This is a genomic window from Calothrix sp. CBUCES-K 9914, from assembly GCF_059640475.1.
The window spans coordinates 1-20899 of the sequence record NZ_JBXXZH010000119.1; the positions used below are offsets into that span (position 1 = coordinate 1).

21 protein-coding genes and 1 tRNA gene are annotated in these 20899 nt (G+C 37.3%); 12 read left to right on the forward strand and 10 right to left on the reverse strand.

Translation table 11 applies throughout. The features are described from left to right. Positions 1 to 189: 189 nt before the first annotated feature. Positions 190 to 816, reverse strand: a complete 627-nt coding sequence (locus tag AC2JBO_RS24290) for a DUF938 domain-containing protein (RefSeq protein WP_496956202.1) — start codon at positions 814 to 816, stop codon at positions 190 to 192. A gap of 227 nt (positions 817 to 1043) precedes the next feature. Between AC2JBO_RS24290 and AC2JBO_RS24295 the strand changes: the two genes are divergently transcribed. Continuing rightward, complete coding sequence (locus AC2JBO_RS24295; protein WP_496956203.1) at positions 1044 to 1496, forward strand: Hsp20/alpha crystallin family protein; 453 nt, start codon at positions 1044 to 1046, stop codon at positions 1494 to 1496. 53 nt (positions 1497 to 1549) lie between these two features. On the opposite strand, the gene radC is transcribed toward AC2JBO_RS24295, so the two are convergent. The 3 genes from radC to AC2JBO_RS24310 all read right to left on the reverse strand — a co-directional run bounded on the left by radC (position 1550) and on the right by AC2JBO_RS24310 (position 4133). Beyond that, the gene (gene radC, locus AC2JBO_RS24300; RefSeq protein WP_496956204.1) at positions 1550 to 2284 is read right to left on the reverse strand and encodes a RadC family protein; all 735 of its coding nucleotides are present in this window, start codon (positions 2282 to 2284) and stop codon (positions 1550 to 1552) included. Between the two features lie 324 nt (positions 2285 to 2608). Beyond that, a complete protein-coding gene (locus AC2JBO_RS24305) occupies positions 2609 to 3547 on the reverse strand; it encodes a phosphoribulokinase (protein WP_496956205.1) in 939 nt (312 codons plus the stop codon). Positions 3548 to 3884: 337 nt separating this feature from the next. Continuing rightward, positions 3885 to 4133, reverse strand: coding sequence for a hypothetical protein (locus AC2JBO_RS24310; protein ID WP_496956206.1), 249 nt, complete (start codon positions 4131 to 4133; stop codon positions 3885 to 3887). 258 nt (positions 4134 to 4391) lie between these two features. Here AC2JBO_RS24310 and AC2JBO_RS24315 point away from each other — a divergent pair, with 258 nt between their 5' ends. Further along, the gene (locus tag AC2JBO_RS24315) at positions 4392 to 5072 is read left to right on the forward strand and encodes a class I SAM-dependent methyltransferase (RefSeq protein WP_496956207.1); all 681 of its coding nucleotides are present in this window, start codon (positions 4392 to 4394) and stop codon (positions 5070 to 5072) included. A 94-nt stretch (positions 5073 to 5166) separates the two neighbouring features. Here AC2JBO_RS24315 and trhO read toward each other — a convergent pair whose 3' ends face one another. Next, a complete protein-coding gene (trhO, locus tag AC2JBO_RS24320; protein ID WP_496956208.1) occupies positions 5167 to 6033 on the reverse strand; it encodes an oxygen-dependent tRNA uridine(34) hydroxylase TrhO in 867 nt (288 codons plus the stop codon). A 63-nt stretch (positions 6034 to 6096) separates the two neighbouring features. On the opposite strand from trhO, the gene AC2JBO_RS24325 reads away from it, so the two are divergent. The 8 genes from AC2JBO_RS24325 (at position 6097) to AC2JBO_RS24360 (ending at position 10831) form a co-directional block, all read left to right on the forward strand. Continuing rightward, positions 6097 to 6169: transfer RNA gene (locus tag AC2JBO_RS24325), tRNA-Ala, on the forward strand. Positions 6170 to 6269: 100 nt separating this feature from the next. Further along, the gene (locus AC2JBO_RS24330; protein ID WP_496956209.1) at positions 6270 to 7136 is read left to right on the forward strand and encodes an AIM24 family protein; all 867 of its coding nucleotides are present in this window, start codon (positions 6270 to 6272) and stop codon (positions 7134 to 7136) included. A gap of 363 nt (positions 7137 to 7499) precedes the next feature. Beyond that, complete coding sequence (locus AC2JBO_RS24335) at positions 7500 to 7769, forward strand: hypothetical protein (protein ID WP_496956210.1); 270 nt, start codon at positions 7500 to 7502, stop codon at positions 7767 to 7769. Positions 7770 to 7886: 117 nt separating this feature from the next. Next, positions 7887 to 8324, forward strand: coding sequence for a hypothetical protein (locus AC2JBO_RS24340; RefSeq protein ID WP_496956211.1), 438 nt, complete (start codon positions 7887 to 7889; stop codon positions 8322 to 8324). Continuing rightward, the gene (locus AC2JBO_RS24345) at positions 8321 to 9535 is read left to right on the forward strand and encodes an NRAMP family divalent metal transporter (RefSeq protein WP_496956212.1); all 1215 of its coding nucleotides are present in this window, start codon (positions 8321 to 8323) and stop codon (positions 9533 to 9535) included. The genes AC2JBO_RS24340 and AC2JBO_RS24345 overlap by 4 nt, the downstream gene beginning before the upstream one ends. Position 9536: 1 nt before the next feature. Further along, entirely contained in the window at positions 9537 to 9899 is a 363-nt protein-coding gene (locus AC2JBO_RS24350; protein ID WP_496956213.1) for a hypothetical protein, read from the forward strand. A 2-nt stretch (positions 9900 to 9901) separates the two neighbouring features. Further along, positions 9902 to 10228 (forward strand): hypothetical protein, encoded by a 327-nt coding sequence (locus AC2JBO_RS24355; RefSeq protein ID WP_496956214.1) that lies wholly within the window; start codon positions 9902 to 9904, stop codon positions 10226 to 10228. Positions 10229 to 10420: 192 nt separating this feature from the next. Beyond that, the gene (locus AC2JBO_RS24360) at positions 10421 to 10831 is read left to right on the forward strand and encodes an AAA family ATPase (protein ID WP_496956227.1); all 411 of its coding nucleotides are present in this window, start codon (positions 10421 to 10423) and stop codon (positions 10829 to 10831) included. A 37-nt stretch (positions 10832 to 10868) separates the two neighbouring features. Here AC2JBO_RS24360 and AC2JBO_RS24365 read toward each other — a convergent pair whose 3' ends face one another. The 4 genes from AC2JBO_RS24365 to AC2JBO_RS24380 are packed head-to-tail and all read right to left on the reverse strand — an operon-like array spanning position 10869 to position 16949. Next, positions 10869 to 12035 (reverse strand): PIN domain-containing protein, encoded by a 1167-nt coding sequence (locus tag AC2JBO_RS24365; protein WP_496956215.1) that lies wholly within the window; start codon positions 12033 to 12035, stop codon positions 10869 to 10871. Positions 12036 to 12074: 39 nt separating this feature from the next. After that, positions 12075 to 14942 (reverse strand): CHAT domain-containing tetratricopeptide repeat protein, encoded by a 2868-nt coding sequence (locus AC2JBO_RS24370; RefSeq protein WP_496956216.1) that lies wholly within the window; start codon positions 14940 to 14942, stop codon positions 12075 to 12077. A 54-nt stretch (positions 14943 to 14996) separates the two neighbouring features. Next, a complete protein-coding gene (locus tag AC2JBO_RS24375) occupies positions 14997 to 16181 on the reverse strand; it encodes a DUF1822 family protein (protein WP_496956217.1) in 1185 nt (394 codons plus the stop codon). 45 nt (positions 16182 to 16226) lie between these two features. Further along, positions 16227 to 16949 carry a hypothetical protein gene (locus AC2JBO_RS24380; protein WP_496956218.1) on the reverse strand — a complete coding sequence of 241 codons (723 nt, stop codon included), beginning with the start codon at positions 16947 to 16949 and terminating at the stop codon, positions 16227 to 16229. A 974-nt stretch (positions 16950 to 17923) separates the two neighbouring features. Here AC2JBO_RS24380 and AC2JBO_RS24385 point away from each other — a divergent pair. Then, positions 17924 to 18622, forward strand: coding sequence for a protein phosphatase 2C domain-containing protein (locus AC2JBO_RS24385; protein ID WP_496956219.1), 699 nt, complete (start codon positions 17924 to 17926; stop codon positions 18620 to 18622). Positions 18623 to 18721: 99 nt separating this feature from the next. Here the strand turns inward: AC2JBO_RS24385 and AC2JBO_RS24390 are convergent, their stop codons facing one another. Next, a complete protein-coding gene (locus AC2JBO_RS24390; RefSeq protein ID WP_496956220.1) occupies positions 18722 to 20215 on the reverse strand; it encodes an aldehyde dehydrogenase family protein in 1494 nt (497 codons plus the stop codon). Positions 20216 to 20515: 300 nt separating this feature from the next. Here AC2JBO_RS24390 and AC2JBO_RS24395 point away from each other — a divergent pair, with 300 nt between their 5' ends. Beyond that, complete coding sequence (locus tag AC2JBO_RS24395; protein ID WP_496956221.1) at positions 20516 to 20785, forward strand: hypothetical protein; 270 nt, start codon at positions 20516 to 20518, stop codon at positions 20783 to 20785. Positions 20786 to 20899 lie beyond the last annotated feature (114 nt).

Consider the following 20899-nt stretch of genomic DNA (forward strand, 5'->3'; position numbering starts at 1 on the left):
TCTCAATTAAATCGTCTAATTATCAATAAAAACATGATTTTTGCGCTAAAAGTACCCCGAAATAGGCGATTTATATCCCTAATTTTCGGCACTTAACAAAATCGCACTGCTCCCGTTTTTGGTTGCCTTATATCCCGTCACCAACCGCAAGCGGTATGGTGCGGGGCTTACGGCAATAAAGCTAATATTTTAGATGTGTTGGAATATTACTGAGAGATTGTTTGCTGGCATTTGAAAAGTTTTTAGGAAGGATAGGTTTTGTGCGCTGGCTGCTTGTACTACTTCGTCTAGGTCACGTACACCCCATTCTGGGTTTTGCATTTTTAACGATTCATCAAAGGCTTCGTTACTAGGCGCCGTATGTTGCCCGTTTTGTTTGTAGGGGCCGTACATATATAAGATACCACCTGGAGGTAATATTCTATTGGCGCCTGCCATTAAACCTAAACATGCAGCCCACGGCGATATATGAATCATATTTATATTGACGATGGCTGTTATGGGTGAAAATTCCTCTACGTGCGTCTCTATATCCCAAGTTGGTGAACTTGCATCAATATTAATAGGTTTATAAACATTATTGCTTTCCACTCCATCTAACCATGCTGCTATCGAAGCGCGCGCGTTCTTGTTAGGGTCGGAAGGCAACCATTTGTGCTTGGGTAAACGCGGCGCCATAAATACTGCGTGTTCTCCTGTCCCGCTAGCAACCTCTAAAATTGTCCCGCTTGGCGGCAGTACCTGTAAAAGTACCTCTAATATTACTTCGCGGTTCCGCTGTGTAGCAGGAGCATATTGTTTTGCGCTGTTCGTCATTCGGTTTAATTAGACTCAATTTCTCTAGTATTGCAAAATATATGGTTTAACTATTTAAAGCTATCGATGTTCAGTTCGGTATTCATGAATATATCAGGTGTAACAAACCGTATTTTACAGCCTTTTGAGATAAATAATATAAAAGTGTGAGCGGCAAGTTGAATGTCGAACACGTATCAAAACAAAAAGGCTAATAAGGAGCAAAATCTTTAATTGGAGGTAATAGTATGACTCTCAGTCGTTGGAACCCTTGGCAAGAAATTAACGCATTACAACGCCAAATGAATCGATTGTTTGATGAAGCGATTACACCTTCTGCATTATACGAGCGCGAACAAATGAAAGCTCCTGCGATAGAAATGCATGAAACCGCAGAAGCTGTACAACTTAAGCTTGAGCTACCCGGAATGGATGCTAAAGACTTGGACATTCAAGTCACAGAAAACTCTGTATACATTAGTGGTGAGCGCAAACAAGAAAGCAAGACCAATGAAAATGGTGTTTCCAGAAGCGAGTTTTACTATGGCAAGTTTCAACGTGTCATTCCCCTATCTACTCGCATTCAAAACACTGATGTCAAGGCAGAATACAAGGATGGTATTTTAAACCTCACGCTGCCCAAAATGCAGGGAGATAAAAACAAGGTAGTTAAAGTTAGCCTTAATGGGCAAGCTCAATAATCTCATTGACACTCCCCTGGCTTTAGTGATCAAAAGTACAGGGGATTCTTTAGTTAAATATCTCCTTGTGGGTATTCATCCCATAAAGTAGTGATTTCACGTAAGCTCTGAAAGTTTCCGTTACCCAAAATCACATGGTCAAGTAGGGGAATGTTCAAAAGCAAGGCGCCTTTTAATAATTGACGAGTTAAATCAATGTCTTCAGTACTTGGTTCGACGCTACCAGAAGGATGATTATGTGAAACTATTAAACGAGTGGCGCCTTGACGTATGACTTCACGAAAGATTTCTCTAGGTGGTGCAAGAGTTTCTGTTGCTGAACCGATTGTTATGACTTGCTTTCCTAACATTTTATTTTTGGTATCTAATAAGATGACTCCGAATCTTTCTTGCGGATACCACATTAGGTCTTGACTCAGTACTGCTGCTGCATCTGCTGGACTTTCAACTGGAATCCGTTGATCTGGACTTGCTTGAAACGCACGCTTACCTAATTCAACAGCAGCTAGAATTGTTGTTGCTTTTGCTGGCCCTATTCCTTTTATATTCATTAACTCCGTAGGATTGACTTCGCGTAAAGCTGCTAAAGGGTCACGTTCGTGCTTTGCTAACTCTGACAAGATGTGTTGTCCTAAACCTACCGCAGATAACTTTCCGGCGCCTTGCCCTGTAGCTAGTAAAATCGCAATTAACTCTGCTGTTGATAGTAATTTTGAACCGTGTGTCAGCAAACGCTCGCGCGGACGCTCACATTCTGCCATGTCGATAACTCGAAGATTATAAGCCATATATTAAGTAAAAGCTTGTTACAACACATATGTACATATGTATATTTATCGTCTTTTTTATTTGAAAAAATCTCGATTTGACAGAATCTTCAATTAGTTTAAATGTACGCTTCATTAAGTTTTATATCAAAATATAACTATATGTAAATTTAGTTTAATATTTATGATGATGGGACGGGCAAGGATGCCCATCCCACAAGATTTTGATTTAAATATTCACTAACTCCTAACTCCTAACTCCTGACTCCTAACTCCTAACTCCTAACTCCTAACTCCTAACTCCTAACTCCTGACTCCTAACTCCTGACTCCTAACTCCTGACTCCTATGGATGCATTTGTATTGCTTTGAGCATGTGATAGGTAACTAGTAATTGAGTTAAAGCCAAGGGATAACTTTGAATTGTTTCACCAGTAGTACCGGAAATCTTACCTAGTTCAGGATTTGATTCACGGTCGCAGACGCTTTTTAAATGTGGCATGTCTGAACAAATCATCTGTTCAAGTTTATTTACTTGTTCGAGCGTTGCGTGTCCATCAACTCCTAACACATCGACGGGTTTTCCCATATCCCGGTCTAACTCTAATCGAATTGCTGAACTTAGATTGCCATTTCCAGATGACAGTACTTGGGTAAAATCGGGATGAGGTATTGTAGGACGAAGTACTAAGCGTACATTTAAATGTCCGTTAGCCTGGTCCATATCGTCGTTGGGTGGGTAAAAACTAACTACTATATCTGACCATTGACGCTGTGGACGAATGTACTGTTCTGAATCTGGTTCTCGTTTTTCTAATTCTGCCAGTACTTGCTCTTCGCTGTAACCTCGCTTTTGGGTATCACGTTTAATTTTCCATTTCGCGCGCAGTTCTTCTGGAGGAGCAAGATATACCTTGACATCATAAGAGTCTCGCGCGCCACGAGTCGAGTATCCTAATAATCCTTCAACAATTACAAATTTATTTGGTTTTATATACTCCGGCGCCTCAAAGGTTCCTGTTTTATGGCTATAAATCGGTTTTAGAATTGGTTGTCCCATTCGCAGTAGCGATAGTTGCTGCTGCATAATATCCAAGTAGTTACAATCTGGGTGAAGCGCTGTAATACCAATTTCAGCGCGCTGTTTACGGTCATACCTGTGATAATCATCGGTGCATATCACCGTCACATTTTCCGGCCCCAGTACCTGAGCAATCCCTTTCGTTAAAGTTGTCTTACCTGCTGCACTATCACCAACAATACCAAGTATAATCGGACGGCTCATCGTACTCCTCCCAAAAAATGCAGAAAATGGAGCTGTAAATTGTATTTTATTTTACCAATTATCATAAAAATATTCACTGATATAATTAGGGAAATCCTGACATAAGCGTCTATCGTTAATCGTTTGATAGCTCTACAACTACGAAATATCAACTTTATTACAGCTATATCAGTATTTGTTTATTATTATTTTGTTTTATAAATTTTTGTAACGTGTAGAGACGTTACATGTAACGTCTCTACACTAATTATGATTGGATATTCGCAACGGCGCCTTTTACTGGAGCAGAGTTTATGATTAAAATTCCACACCAATAAAAGCACGCTTTTTGAAAAATTTATCTATAATTCTTATCTAAATAATTAAATGCATCTTGTGGAGTCTTGAAGCTACCCACTACTTGCGGCGCCTGACTGTTAGGATATTTTCCAGACTTACTGACTTTCAAATAGTAACCAATATGACCGCCTATATTCCATATTTCATAGCTGTAATTACGATTGTTACCTTTTTTGATTAAGGGGCTAGTATTTTTTGATACTGGCGCGTTGAGTAAGTTTAATGCAGTTAAGAAATGTACAGCCATTAGTTTCTCCCTGATGATTTTATGAAAAAATATTTTACACTTTCAATAATATTTTTTTGAAGAACCAAAAGTATGAAGTATGTTTGTATTTTTAGTAAAGTTATCTTGTTTTTATTCAAACATTTGATGTAATAAAATTAGTTATATTCACTGATAAATATGTTGATATAAAGAATTAACACAAACAAAATGTATAAAACAATTAGATGTATTAAAGTATTAATACGCAGCATTTGATTGGAAGATACTTCTACTAATATGACAAAACAAACGCTTGGACTCGAAAATAATCTTCGTGATTATTTACTTTCTGTATCAGTACGAGAACCTGAAGTATTGACGCAACTGAGGCAGGAAACAGTGCAACACCCAATGGCAATAATGCAAATAGCTCCAGAACAGGGACAATTTATGAGTTTGCTTGTACAGTTAATAGGAGCAAAGAAAACTTTAGAAGTCGGTGTTTTTACGGGATATAGTTCGTTGGTAGTAGCGTTAGCTTTGCCAGATGATGGTAAGGTTGTAGCTTGTGACATTAGTGAAGAGTATACACAAATCGCGCGGCGTTATTGGGAGAAAGCGGGAGTATTACATAAGATAGATTTACATATTGCTCCAGCGGTTGAAACGCTTGATAAGTTAATCCAAACGGAGGCAGAAACGTTTGATTTTGCTTTTATCGATGCAGATAAAAGTGGTTATGATGATTATTATGAACGCTGTCTGCAACTTGTGCGTCCAGGTGGTTTAATTGCAATTGATAATGTGCTGTGGTTTGGAAGAGTTGCTGACCAAGAAGTGCAGGATAATAGAACCAAGAAAATCCGCACGCTCAATGCGAAGTTACATTCAGACGCGCGGGTTAACATTAGTTTAGTGCCTATTGGTGATGGGTTAATGTTGGCACGTAGGGTGTGTGGCGCCAAAGAAAACACTTGAATATAATCACAAAACTCGTGGCGCCACGCACCTGCTGAAAATTATGATCAGCCCCTACGCTTGATATTGGGTGGAGGAACCCAACCGGAAGATGTTAATGACCCTGGCGCCTTTTTTGTTCTAAAGACGCGCGTTTATCGGGAGTTAAGCTATCAAAACAATGATGGCAACAAATACCTTCTTCGTAGTGAGGAGAAAGTTTATCTTGGTCGTTAATGGGATGTCCGCATCCTACACACTTGTCATGGGTTCCTTGTTCTAACCCATGTTGGACTGCGATGCGTTCGTCGAACACAAAACATTCACCCGACCAAAGACTCTCTTGTTGTGGTATCTGTTCTAAATATTTCAGTATACCCCCTTGAAGATGGTACACTTGCTCAAATCCTTGAGACAACATATAAGAAGAAGCTTTTTCGCAACGAATACCTCCTGTACAGAACATTGCTACTTTTTTGTGTTTTTTGGGGTCGAGGTGGTGATGTACATAGTCGGGGAACTCTCGAAATGATTCAGTCTCTGGGTTAATGGCGCCTTTAAATGAGCCGATTTTTACTTCATAATCGTTACGGGTATCAATAACAACTACATCGGGGTCAGATATAACAGCGTTCCAATCAGATGGTTTAACGTAGGTTCCAACTTGTTCTGTAGGGTTAACAGGTAAACCTAATGTCACAATTTCTTTTTTCAACTTTACCTTCATTCTTTCAAAGGGAGGTTCAGAAGCCAAAGATTCTTTATGTTCTAAGTCAGCTAGGCGAGAATCGGAACGTAGGTAAGATAATACTGCGTCAATACACGCGCGCTCACCCGCTATAGTACCGTTAATACCTTCAGGCGCCAGTAATATTGTTCCCTTTATTCCTTGAACAGTACAAAATGCCAGTAAAGGGTCTTGCATCTGGGCAAAATCTGGCAGTTTAGTAAATTTATAAAATGCAGCTACTACCAGAGTCATTTTTCCTATAACCTCTTCCTTTTAAGAACATTCTCAGATACAATCTAATCTATCAAAGTAAAAGGGGGTTTAGCTCAGTTGGTAGAGCGCCTGCTTTGCAAGCAGGATGTCAGCGGTTCGAGTCCGCTAACCTCCATATAAATGTACTATATAACCAATTAAATGTCTCGACGTTACATGTAACGTCGAGACAAAACAAATGGCACAATGTATTTTTAACAACGGGGGAAACTGGTATGGTAAATCCAGCCGATAAAGGTTTTATAGAACCGTACAAAGGTAAAACCACTTCTAAGTTAGAAGTTCTCAACTGTGTGTCAGGAGAAAGGTTTAAGGTTGAGATTCTTGGTTACAAAACATTATCGGGAATAAACGACCCAATAATAGCGCAAGCAATATATTACGCGAACCAAGCCGGAATGCAGTTAAAACAAATTAAAATTACCCTTCAAGGTGGGGAAGCGCAAATCGAAGCAGGCGCCTTACAGTATTTACACGGCAATATTCAAGTTGAGAACAAAGCGGGTGGAGTTGCTGGGTTAGGAAAAGCAATGCTGAATAAACTGCTTACTAACGAGTCAGTATTTATTCCTCGCTATCGCGGTAATGGAGTTATATATCTCGAACCGTCATTTAGTCATTTCATGGTTTACTATCTTAACAACGAAGAACTTATTGCAGATAAAGGTTTATTTTACTGTGGTGAAGGCGCCCTTGATGTTGGTGTCTTCATGCAAAAGAATGTTTCCTCAGCGTTGTTAGGTGGTGAGGGTTTGTTCCAAACTCGTATTCGTGGTACAGGTATATGCGTATTTGAATTACCAGTACCTGCTGATGAAGTGCATTGTGTCCATTTAGAAAACGAAACGCTTCGAGTCGATGGTAACTTTGCTTTGATGCGAAGTGGTAGAATTGAGTTTACTGTAGAGAAATCTACAAAAAGTATTTTAGGTACTTTAACGAGTGGTGAAGGACTATTGCAAACTTTCCGAGGTACAGGTAGAGTTTGGCTGGCGCCGACTCAAGGTGTTTATGAGCAAATTCGTCTTGGTGGTATCGATAGTTTGACCCAGGCGCCGAAATCCTCCAATACGTATACTTAATATATTTTATACTAAAAACTCCTGTAGCACAGGCATCTTGCCTGTGCAATACATATCTTGCCTATGCAGTATATATATTTACCACAGAGACACAGAGTTCTCAGAGGAAAGAAGGGAATTAACGTCCTCTAGTATTAGACCGTTCTTCGCTGGCGCCTGAAGTTAAAAATCAGTCAGTAGTACAAATAGTCGATTCAGATGTTTTACTTGAAACACTTCCGAAAAATGAATGATAACGAAATATTTACACAATACACTTGGTGAGACTAAATTAGATGCTACTTAAGTTAGATGTCATGAGCTTATTCATAGATGTACAAGATAAAAACATTTACTTTAAAAATAATTTAATATAAGTTAATTATGTCTTTACCTAAAGAAACATCATTATTTATAGGTTCGGCACCTCTACCAGCACCCGAAGCTTTACGAACAGAACAAGCTGCTAGTAATCCAACTGATGACCCATTAATTGCTCAAGGTTGGGAAACTACTTCTTACGCTGGAATAATTATACTAGTATTTCTGATTTTAGGAGCGGTTGGATTATTTAGCCGCAGGATTGAATACGTTATCATAGTAGCTTTGTTTTTCAGTTTACTGTTTATTGGCTTCGTTTTGGTTGCGCGTTAATCTCAAAATCTAACATTAGATATAGATATTCTGAAAAAAGATACCTCTGTAGTATATTTACAAATTTACTAGATACAGAGCATTAATAACAACATATGTATTAGATTAATTAAATAAATGTCGCCTTCAACTCAAATATTAATGCGCTTAACAGGCTTGTTAGTATTATTGTTATTAACAGCCTGTACTAGTAAATCTAGTAATGACGATGTATCAAAAGAATTACAAAGCGTAAAATCATGGGCAGCAACTGCTCATATGGTAGGTGATGCTTGGAAACGCGGTGCAGTGCCAACAGCTTACGCAAAACAAACGCTTAAAAAAACACAGGAAGAACTTAAAAAAGAAACAGATTCATTATCAAAGTTATCAATTGATGAAGAAAAGCGTGCTTCTATTCTTAAATTACTATTTTCGCTTCAAACTACATTAATTCAAGTGTCTAATTCAGTAGAACATAAAGACTATCAAGCATTAACTCAAGAAATACAGCAATTGTCTGTACAAGAACAGAATATGACAAAGCTCGCGCAAAGCGTAGGTGGGCAATCATGAATAAAATACTTGAGATTGCGTTGGGGATTATCACAAGTATAGGTGGTTTTCTTGATGTCGGCGCCATTGCGACTTCTGCGGAAGCGGGTTCAGAATTTGGGTTTAAATTATTATGGGCAATAGTTTTAGGAACGATTTGCGTTATCTTTCTGGTTGAAATGTCGGGAAGGTTAGCTGCGGTTAGTAAGCATACCTTAGCTGCTGCGGTACGCGAAAGATTTGGATTTAACTTTTATGTCATCCCTCTTTTGGCAGAAATTGCAGTTGATTTTTTGGTGTTAGGCGCCGAAATTGGGGGTGTTTGTATAGCTTTACAATTAGTTACAGGTATTAGTTTTCAATGGTTTGCTTTACCTGTGGCATTTGCAATTTGGCTAGTAATTTGGAAAGGCAATTTTAAAATTATTGAAAACGGTATTTCGTTTTTAGGGATAGTCACATTAGTTTTTGTTATCGCTACAGTAAAACTCCATCCATCATTAACTACTCTTGGTACTGGATTACTACCAACTTTACCACGTCAAGATACACCGCACTATTTGTTTTTAGTTGTGAGTATTCTTGGCGCCCTTATTAGTCCTTATTTATTTTACTTTTACTCATCAGGTGCCGTTGAAGATAAATGGGATGACTCACATATTGGTGTTAACCGCGCGGTTGCTGGTTTAGGAATGGGGTTTGGTAGTATTGTTTCAATTGGGGTATTAATTGTTGCTGCAATGGTGTTAAAGCCGAAAGGTATTCAAGTTGATAGTTATGAGCAAGCAGCATTGATGTTAACGGAAACGTTTGGATATTGGGGCTTTATATTGTTTGCTGCATCGTTAGGTATAGCTTGTTTTGGCGCCGCATTGGAAGTAACACTTGATACTGCTTATATTGTCGCGCAAGCATTAGGTTGGAACTGGGGTGAAAATTTACGTCCTAGAGAAGCTGCACGATTTAGCCTTGTTTATACAGTGTTTGTCTTTTTAGCTTCGTTATTAATGGTAGTAGGAATTGACCCTTTACAACTAACGCTGTTTTCAATGGCAATAACAGCATTAATATTACCACCTGTTATCATTCCTTTTTTAGTGTTGATGAACGATGAATCTTATGTAGGTAGGTATCGCAACGGTTGGATAAGTAATAGCGTAGTGATTTTTACAATTATTCTAGCTTTTGTTTTGGCAATTGTAGCGCTTCCCTTAGAATTTATTGGAGGTTGAGATGGACTTAATACGGGATGTTCTCGATAATCAACTCGTTGACCGTAACCAGAATAATATGGGTAAAGTTGATGGAATTGTCATTGAGTACGAAGAAGGAAAACAGCCAAGGTTAGCATATATTGAAGTCGGTCTTGTAACTCTCGCGCGAAGACTTCATCCACAAGCAGCACACATCTTAGCAGCAATACAAAATAAATGGGGTGCCAAACATAGCGAACCGTTTCGTATTCCTTGGTCAAAAGTCCGAGATGTTGGCATTGATGTAGAGGTAGATGTCGATGTCGATGCAGAAGCAACACCAGCATTAATATGGGAAAAATGGGTGCGTGCGAATATTATTAGCCGTATTCCAGGTGGTTAACTATGAGCGAAATACATTTAGAATTGCTTTTAGGCAAACAAGTACTCGACCCAGCTGGTCAACCCATTGGACGTATCGAAGAAATACGCGCGGAGCAAAACGGTGATGAATGGTATATAGACTCATATCTAATTGGGAATATTGCCATACTTGAAAGACTATCCGCATGGGAAATAGGGTTATCTATATTAAAGCGACTAGGAGCAAGAAAAATTTACAGTGGATACACTGTACCGTGGCAACAAATGGACTTAACAGACCCACAAAAACCAAGGTTGCGCTGTCACAAAGAAGAACTAGAACAGTTTAATCATTGTCCCGTAGGATAGGCGTCTCGCCTGTCCGCGCGTTATAACTGTTTCGATTTTGTCAGCAGCTATAACTACACCTGAGTGGACATTTCTTTGTAATTGCTCAAATAAAACGTCAAAACCACCTTTAAAACATCTAGCAGCAAAGGGAGTTGGCGCCAAGAAACATATCTATAGCGATACGAAACAGTATCGTAAGAAAAGTTTAATATAGAAAAACAAGAATCAGAAGGAACACAAAAACTCTTTGCATTCGCTGGTCTTCTTGTAGACACACTTAATAATGGTAAAGTTCTCATCTTTGATGAGCTTGACGCGCGACTTCATCCATTAATTAGCTTTGCTATTGTTAATTTATTTAATTCCAACGAAACAAACCCCAATAACGCTCAATTAATCTTCATGACACACGATACGAATTTACTTAGTAACAAACTGTTTCGTAGAGACCAAATTTGGTTTACAGAAAAAAATAGGTATGGTGCAACAGATTTATACTCACTAGCTGAATATAAAGTTCGTAATGATGCATCATTCGAGAGTGATTATATAAAAGGTCGATATGGCACCATTCCGTATATTGGAAATTTAAATTCTCTGGTTGATTCTCATGTCCAATGAAAAATGTAGAGACCGAATTAATACGGTCTCTACAGGTTTATTTTTTAAGTTTAGTTAGTGATTTTTTCACTTCTTTATACTCACTGTAATTTTTGGAAACTTCCTCAAGCATTTTAGCTGCTTCTGCTTTTTGACCAGATGAAGCTAATACCTCAATAGCGTATTTATGTTTTAATCGACTCAAACGTTGTTCACCTTCGTTATCTAAACGAAGTCCTTGTTTGTTTTTCTGCGTTTGAAGTTCATTTAAAGAGTTTCTTAAAACAGATGGTTCTTTGGTTTCTTGAAACTGAATAATTGCTGCTTCAGCATTGGCAATAAGGTTAGATGGTGTTGTTTCTACAGGTCGGTCATCAACTTGCTGTTGTGCCACAATAGCAGCATTTCCACCTGAAAAACTATTAATTGTAAAAAAGGCGCCTAGTAGAACTAAACACCCTACTCCAATACCAATATACAAAGCGTTTGAGGACTTATTTTTTTCTTTAAGAATAGGACGTTCAAAATTATCTTTCTTATTTACTTTGTTACCACGATTTTGTGGAGATTTAATGGGTGTTTGTGGGGATTGTTTGATAATGCGTGGCGAACTGCTATTTTCTCTAGTGCTATTTACACTATGCTTATTGGATTCTTGGACTTTTTCAAAAGATTGATTATTTTGATTTTGTAGTTGGGTTTTTTTAATCTGCTCGTAAGCATCCGATACTGCTTTAGGTACTTTATTTTGATGATAAAGGTTGTGATACCAATCACCTATTTCTCTTGCATTCAAATAACAAAAATTTGGCAACATTGATTGTTTGACCAACGATTGCATTGATGAATCATATGTAATAAGTATTACTACGCAATTTGGATTTTCAGTTGCTAGTCTATAAGCACAAGTAAGTATTTGTCTGTCTTTTTGGTTATCTAGAGGAATTTTTTTGTTATCTTCTACTGGTTGAATTTTATAGTGACCTCCTTTACTTTGAAAGTTTAGAAATGCTCTAGCTCTAGCTTGGTCTTTTGGATTTTTATAATCTTGAGCTAGGTTGCTTATTTCTGCATGAGTGGCGCCTGGTATATAGCATTCTCCTAGTTTTGCATTATTACGCCATATCTGAATTCGATTTGTTTCATCTGCACTCAATAAAGCAATTGTCTCAAAAACTAGCAAATGCTTATAATTTTGATTACTGTAAGTTGTTAAATTACTCATGATAAATACTCCTTTTTTACATTTAATTAAGACAATTTTTTAACTACTTTTGGTTGAAACTTTATTTTTTAGTAATTGAATTTTATTTTGAAATTGGCGCCATTGTTCTTTTTCTAAACGTGTAATACGCTCTAAGCTACAAGCTTGTTCCAATAGTTCTGAAGCACGCTTAAATTTTTTATCTTGTATTTCTAATTCAGCTAAATCAACACACGCGCGTAAATTTGCTTTTTGTTTTAGAGAGTTTTCAAAACCTTTACGAGCTTCTGCTCGGTTCGCCATAGTATTTAGCTGAAATAAGCCATATTCATACCAAAAATAACCTACTTGTTGCTTATCTAAAGTAATTGCCTGGTGAAAGCTATAATTGGCTTCTGCACTAAATCTTTTACCTTTTAATTGATAGCACTTGGCTATATATAAGTGAGCTAAAGCATGGTTAGGATTTTTAGCTAAGACATCCCCTAAATATTTAATTGCTTTATCTGCATCACTTGGCTGACGCAAAATTAATAGGCGCGCGTAATGTAAATAAGTATATTGAATTGTTTGACTCAGACTATTAATGTCGTGCGGTTGCTTTTTACTTGGCGAAGTCGCTAAATTGATAACTCGTTTATAAATTTCTTCTGCCTTACCAAACTCATTTCTATAATCTCTCAGTATATTTGCTGCATTAACTAATTGTGCCCAATAATTAACAGGCAAATTTAATGATTCTTGAACAATATAATCTGCTAATATATTACAGTGTTTTTCATTCAAATACTCTCTATAGTAAACAAAAATATTTAAAATAGCGTTTTGGTCTTTTGTTTTGATGTCGTCAATAAAAATAAGATTAATTAGTTTTTGCATTAAAGCCATTAGTTCATTCCTGAGCTTTTTATCTTCGCTTATAGCTCTATGGAATTTTTCTTGATACGTTTGTAACCAAGTTTTGGTTTGAGTAATTGCATTTTGCTTTTGCTGTAAACTTCCATTTTTTTCAACTAAAATTAGATATTTTGCACGAATGCTCATATCTTCTGGATGCTTCTGCAACCAAGGTATAGTTTCAGTAATGACTTGAGACTTTTGTTCCGATGTACCGTATTTTGAAATTAGTCCTAGATATTTGTTATGTACTAATTCATCATTTGGTTGCTTTTGCAATAGCGCTTCATATATCTTTATCCAAACTGACCATTCCGAAGACTCATCCTTTGGCTGTAAAGCTTGAATTTGGGCTGGATACTCCTGTAAAATTTTGCGAACAATATTATCTTGATTATTTACAGCTAAACTTCTCAACGCATGAGATGCCCAACGCTGATGAGTATCCTTTGTTACATCTAAGTTTGGAATTGCTGCCATTAAACATTTTTCTAAGACATTTTGCCCGTAAGCTTGCATGACTTCTTTCGGATTTAATGTTTCACTGATAGCTAAACGCTCATACTTACCTTGTGTTACTAAAACAACTAAATTTTTTAATTCTTTACTTAGAGCATTATCAATTACCTTTTGAATCGCTTTTTGAGAATATTCTGGTAAGCATAGGGGTATAATTTCAGCAGGTGTAGCTATACCATACTGGTACAACCCGCAAATAACCCCAAAAACTTGATAGACTGGATATCCGCTGTCTTTGGGCAAATTTTGCCACTTTAAAGAAGTTTGTACAGTATGGTTTGGGGTATTATTGATTACTGGGGTAGGTTTGGGAGAAGAAGGATTATTAGTGGTTACGGTAACAGGTTTGGGAGAAGAAGAGCGAGTGTTAGTCTTGCCCTGTTCACTTGAAGCCACTTCAGGATTTGTATTTCCTGGCTTTGGTGGTGTTGTAACAACATTTTTTGTTTGGCACAGTTGTTGCCAAGTTGGAGGTATTTGATTTGGTAACTGGTAAATTACTGGGAACCAGCTTGCACTAGGAATGTCAAATTCTAAACCTTCTAATCTCTCCCTTGCTCCGCGTACAGACAAGTAAAGAGACTTGCCACTAGAAAATTCTGTGAGAAAATACCTCAAAAATGCTTGAGCTACATTATCGGGGACAGGCTCTCGCATTACAACAATTTGGGGAATATGCAAGTCTGTTAAATTGCGAGCTAACCCTAGCCCGTCACAGGAGTTAAAGATAGCCAGCTGTAATCCTCGTTCTAAAGCTTTCTTGAGTGCGTTCTTTAACTGACTAATTTGTAATCTATCATTTTCGTTAATATTTATGTAACCTTTTTCGGCATTGTCGTCACTGGAACTGTGTCCCGCAAAAAATAAAATATCCCAGCCTTGGTCATCCCACAAACAATCATGCAATATTCTTGGCTTAGGTTTGGCTAAAAATGTAATTTCTGCATTCGGTAACAATTGTTTGAGTAACTGCTCGTCTTTATTGACATTAATTCCTTCACTATCGCCAAATATAGCTAAAATTCTAACTTGTCTTCTATTTATTATTGGTGACAATGGTAGTTGGCGACAATTTAAAGGACTCAATGCAACTTCGGCTTTTGGATGTTGATCTAAAAAATTCTCAAAAAATAAATGCCAGGGAAACCTTCTTAACTTACTGTCTTCAGTTAAAATTAACAACCGAATTTCATCTTGTGGATAAAGCTGTTTATCTAATACTTGTCTAATGTCCTTTAATTCTAATATATTGTACCAAGCTTTCATGCTATTTTCTAATGCTTGAGCATATTTACGGCAATCTTGTTCACAATTATTGCTTGTCCTTCCTGGTTGAACAGTTCCAAACCGACGTTTCACATTTAATTGCTGATAATTAGCCCGCCAATTTTCGTGGTTGGTAAATACTTCTAATGATTTAGGCAATGTTCCAGATTCGCTAGCAAAGTAAGATTCACCATCATTAGCAATTTCAACAAAGACATTATAATCCTGCTGAGATTGAGTTTTCATTATTTTGATAAAAACTACCTTACCCACTTTGTATCTCCTGTAGCCTAAATTTATTTAAACTATAAAGTCTTCAATGAAATTGGTATTGTCTTTAGTTACTTCGACGGTAAAACTTTCTCCAGGTTCACCATCCGGCAATATTACTTCAATTAGCTCTCTGTTACTTTCAGCTTGGTCTTCATAAAGCTGGTCTTGAGATGGTGAGAGTAGAAATAATTTAATTCCTTCTGGTAAGTATAAATCATTATTGGTCGGCTGTAATTGTATTCTTATGCTTATTTTATTTTCTTCTTCTGCTCTACTTTCAAGTTGTAACAGTACTGCTTGACCTTCAAGTAAAATTTCTTGACTATATATTTGTTTCCATGTGCCAGCACTCGCTGACCTAAATGCTAAACTTGCTTCTGGCGGGCTTGATAAATTATCAATGACTTCACCAATAGCCTCGAATACTTCTTGCAGCTTTCTTAAGTTTATACCTCTCGGCGCCGATTTCAAAGAGTTGGCATTACCTAATTGATTAACTAATGTTAAATATTGTTCGCGTACATAATTATCTTGAGGATGCGCGCGTAACCATATAGTAGTTTGAGCTATTGCTTCCTGCTGCTGCTGTCTTGTTCCAACTGAGCTTACTAATTTTAAATATTGCGCGCGTACATATCTATCTTCTGAATTTAATTCTAGCCATGCGCTTGTTTCTAACACTGCTTGCTGACGCTGTTGCCGTGTTCCTACCTTGTCAAGCAATATTAAATATTGTTCGCGTACATATGTATCTTGGCTGTTCGCTTGTAACCAAACTTGTGTTTGGGCAAGTGCTTCTTGTTGTTGCCTTTCTATTCCTGCTTTGTTGACCAAAATTAAGTATTTCTCGCGAACTGTTACTGCTTGTGAATGCGACAATAACCAATTGCTAGTTTGTTCAATAGCTTGTTGCTTCTGCTCAGTTGTACCCTCAAATTCTACTAAAACAAGGTACTGAGTTCGTACTGCCTCAGCATCTAAATTATTTTCTACCCAATGAGCTACCTCAGCAACAGGGTTTTGTTGCGGTTGCCCAGTTAAAGCTGTTTGTTCGCTCATTGGTTCAAAGCCAGTATTTGCCAGTTCTATATCTATATTTACATAATCGGCGCCAAGAGATAATTTGTCACGCTGCAATTTTCGAGCAATGCCAAGAGCTTTCATTGCTTTTTCGAGTTTACTTTTGCTTGAGCTTACATTTTGAGTGGGCATATACTAAATAATATTAATCTACTTATTATTTTAATAATGAACTTTTTAAAGGTCTACTTTCTTGTAATTATCTTCATTAAGTGAATCACTTTTACACAACATACAATCGAGCAGTTTGTTTACTAAATCCTTTCTCCGAGGGTTATAACGAATAAATAACCCGCGCTTTACACCCCAGTACTTCAGTGTATCTTGCCAATCATTCTCTTTTTCATAAGTATAGATTTGAGCATTTTGAGTCATTTGCACGCACAATGTGTTAGCTTCACTTCCTGTAATCATTAAATCTGTTACCATTGCTTTATCTGCTATTAGCTTATGTAACAATATTGAATTTTTATATTTTTCTAAATTTTCTATCTTTAACTTATTTATTCGCTTATTCATATCTTTCATGAGATTAAAATCATCAGCTAGAGGAGTTCCTTTAATTAAATGCTCTCTCCACTTAGAAAATCTTTTGTCATCTTGTTGAAACCAAGCAGGAAACATCTCAAAATACCAATATCTTTCTACTGGATGTAAACTATGCTTAAATATGCTTTTTTCTTCCAAGTCCATTTCAATATAAGTTAACCATATGTCACAATCTGTAATAATTTCCTCTAAACCTTTTAATAAAAATTTTCTACTTGTTATATCTCCTTGTTGCAATTTTTGTATTGGTCGCTGAATCTGAGTTAGTCTAGCAGCTAAATCAGGCTCTGCTTCCTTTGCGTTTTCTGTAACTTCGTTCAATTTTTCTAGGAGAATGCTTGTTCTTGACATAAGCCCTTTCATCTTTAACTCAATTATTTGTTTGTGTTTAAACTTTCATCAATCAAGTTTTCTTAGATTTGTCTAATCTTAGTATATATACTAATTTACAGCAAGTTTTTAACTAGCTAAGTAAAAATTTTTAAATAAAAAGCACAAAATGCTACATAAAATTTTACATGCTTATGCTGATGTTGGCGCCGGAATAAGCTAATGTTAATTAAAATGAGTAAATCAACAATATGACAAAATTGCTAACAATTATAGGATTATACTCAATATGGATACACTTGCTTAACACCCAATTCCGGAAAATTACTTAAAAAGTTTTTGATTACATTATAAATTGGGAAAAAGTTTCGTAAGTACATTTTTTACCACAGAGACGCTCTTAACACAGAGGAAGGAGGCACCTAATCTGTGTGACATCTATAAAACAAAAAGTAGTACGCATTAATTAATATAACTATAAATGCTTATATACACCTGACTTTTCACGGTATCTTTAAAACCTCTCCCCCGACCCCTCTCCTACAAGGAGAGGTGAGCAAATGTATTCCCCCTTTCCTCCCAGGAAAGGGGGTTGGGGGGTTAGGTTTTACGTTAGTTTTCCACATAACGTAAAAAGTCAGATATACACAACTGTTGAATTATTCTTTATTGTTAAAATTTAAAAAACTACAAAATCTTTATTTTTTGATGCTGATTTATACTGAAGCTATTGGTAACATAAAGCTACTTTGTTCTTGATTTCTTTATACATGCTTCACAATTCGGTTATACATATCTAAGACTTTATTAAATAAACCTTAGTGCATGTGATGGTGCAGGTAGCGCTCGTCTTTGTAATTTAGGCGCCCAAGCTGTAGCAAATGCAGTTGCAAATATTCTCTGTGAGAAAGCTGATAAATTCATTAGTCGAGCGCTTTCAGAATCAGAAATTTTAAATACTGCTCTTACAGTAATTAATGAATTAGTTACAACTAATGGAGGCGAACCAAAAGACTTACGCTTGTACTATTGTGGCTTTACTTGTTACTAATGAAAAAGCCCTCACAGTGCATCTTGGGGATGGAGTTATTGCGATGGTAGAGGACGGTTTAGCAAAAGTACTATCCTCCCCTGATAATGGTGAGTTCGCTAACGAAACGTTTTTCGTTACTTCTGCTTCTGCTCCTAATAGAATGCGGGTCAATGTCATACCAATAAGCGAAAAAGTAAAATCATTTGCATTAATGACAGATGGCGCCAGTGCGTCTCTTTATGATAAGAGAAAAAATATTGTTTCTTCTGTCGTCGAGCAAATGGCAAGTTGGCTTGATGATGCACCTGCTGAAGAAGTTAATCTTGGAATGCAATCAGCAATTCAAGATGCTTTAATTCCCAAAACTGATGATGACTGTACGGTTGCTGTTGTGCGTCGTGGTCAATTTTTAGAACCGTTTTCTTGTCCCCAATGCAAAGCAATAGATTCGTTACGTGGAGGTGGTAGTAAAAGTAAATTCATAATCCACTGCGAGTTATGTAATTATTCGGCATTAATTAAGTCACAAAAACCACAATCATATCCTAATTTTGCAAGAGCATGGGTAAAGTTTTTAGCTGAAATGAGAGATAAAACAGCTAAACAAATCTCTCATAAAACTGGTGTTTCAATAGACACTATTCGCAGATGGAGTAGATAAATATATAAGCATATCAAACAGTATGTAAAGACCGTAAATTTACGGTCTTTACATACTGCTCACTACAGAAAGTGCTTTTGATAAATTTTTAATAGTATATTAATCACGGTTGTCAATTTGCGCGCGCTGTAAGTTTCCAGAAAAGTCTACATAAACAGTTTTCCATTCGGTAAATGTATCAATAGCAGCGCTTCCTGCTTCGCGATGTCCGTTACCTGTTTGTTTGACTCCTCCAAATGGTAAGTGAACTTCGGCGCCTATTGTTGGACCGTTAATATAGGTAATACCTGCTTCGATATCACGCATCGCTGCAAACGCACGGTTCACGTCACGGGTATATATAGAAGATGAAAGACCGTAGTTCGTATCGTTAAGAATATCTATAGCTTGTTCAAACGAGTTTACTTCGATTAATGCGACTACTGGACCAAATATTTCTTCACGGGCAACCCGCATATTAGGTGTGACGTTATCTAATATAGTAGGTTGGAAAAAATAACCTTCTTTGAGTGTACCTTCATTAGCTATGTCACCACCTATTAATATAGAGGCGCCTTCAGAACGGGCAACATCCATATATTTTCTGACTTGTTGAAGTTGCTTGTCGTTAATAATGGGACCAATTTCTGTATGTGTGTCATAACCAGCACCCAAGCGTAATTTACTTGCACGTGCAAGTAGCATTTCTGTAAATTTTGCTTTGATATCGCGGTGTAAAATGAGACGACTTGTTGCTGTACATCGTTGTCCTGCGGTTCCAAATGCACCCCATACGGCGCCATCAAGTGCTAATTCTAAGTCAGCATCTTCCATAACTATCTGGGCATTTTTGCCTCCCATCTCCAAACATACCCGTTTATGGAGGCGCCCGCAAATTTCTCCAACTAGCGAACCTGTTTGGGAAGAACCTGTAAATGAAACTAAGTTGACATCGGGATGTTCTACTAATGCTTTACCTGCTTCCTCTCCTATACCATGCACCAAGTTAACAACACCAGGTGGAAAACCAGCTTTCTCAAAAATCTCAATTAACTTCGTTGCACAAGCAGGAGTATCTTCAGCAGGTTTTAAAATAACACTGTTACCACATACTAATGCTGGCATCGCTTTCCAACAAGGAATAGCAATAGGAAAATTCCACGGAGTAATTAAAGCGCATACACCTATTGGTGTTCTAACCGTCATCGCGAACTTGTTTGGCATCTCAGAAGGAGTCGTTTGCCCATAAAGACGGCGCCCTTCCCCAGCACTATAAAAAGCACAGTCAATACCTTCCTGCACATCACCGCGCGCTTCGGCTATGGGTTTACCCATCTCCCGACTTATTAACTGTGCTAACTCTTCTTTGTGTTGAAGTAATAACTCTCCAACTTTAAATACATACTCAGCGCGCGTGGGTGCAGGAACTTGGCGCCAGTTATAGTAAGCATTGCGTGCTGCTGTTACTGCTTCGTCAACGTCTTTACTTGTAGAACTCCTAAAAGTCGCAACAACTTCGCTTTTCAACGCGGGATTAAAGCTAGAGAGGGTGTTTTCAGTGTTATCTAACCATTTACCATTGATAAAATTACGACAAGTGATACTAGTAGCCATAATTTATAACTCCAAAATAGGTAGTACACTGATACGATTGCATTAAGTAAGTTTCGCTCGAATTTTATAAATCGTCAATACCATGCAGCGGATACAACGGATGTAACGGATGGTTGACCTTGGACAACTAGATTAGTGTTTGTAACGAATAACTTATCCGTTACATCCGTTCCATCTGTTGCAAAGTAGCCCACTAACTTTAATGACTTTCTAACTAGTTAAATAGTGACTTTTGTCATGTGTGCAACTGTTGCTCGAACTTATACTATAAAACTATCAAATAAGCAGTGAGATTGGATTATGAAGCGGATTATTGCTTTGAGCTTACTTGCCCTTCCTTTTGTCGTTATATCTCTACCCAAACCAGCCGCAGCGTTGGAGATTTTTCTTGGACCCCGCTATCATAGGCATCGGGATGTAATTGTTGAGCCTGTAGTTGTTCAGCCAACAGCGGTTGTAGTACCTTCTAGTCAACAAAATGTATATCAGCAAAAAGTCTGGGTTCAGGGACATTGGGATTATACAGATACAGGAAGATATTGGGTAGCTGGTCACTACGAATATCATTAAGAGTTGACTACTTATTCTATATATTTAATATTGTTTTCTTAGTCTGTAAAAGTTTATTATATTCCTCATGTTTATTATTTGCTCTCTTGTTGGTTCATGTCAAGAGAGCATTTC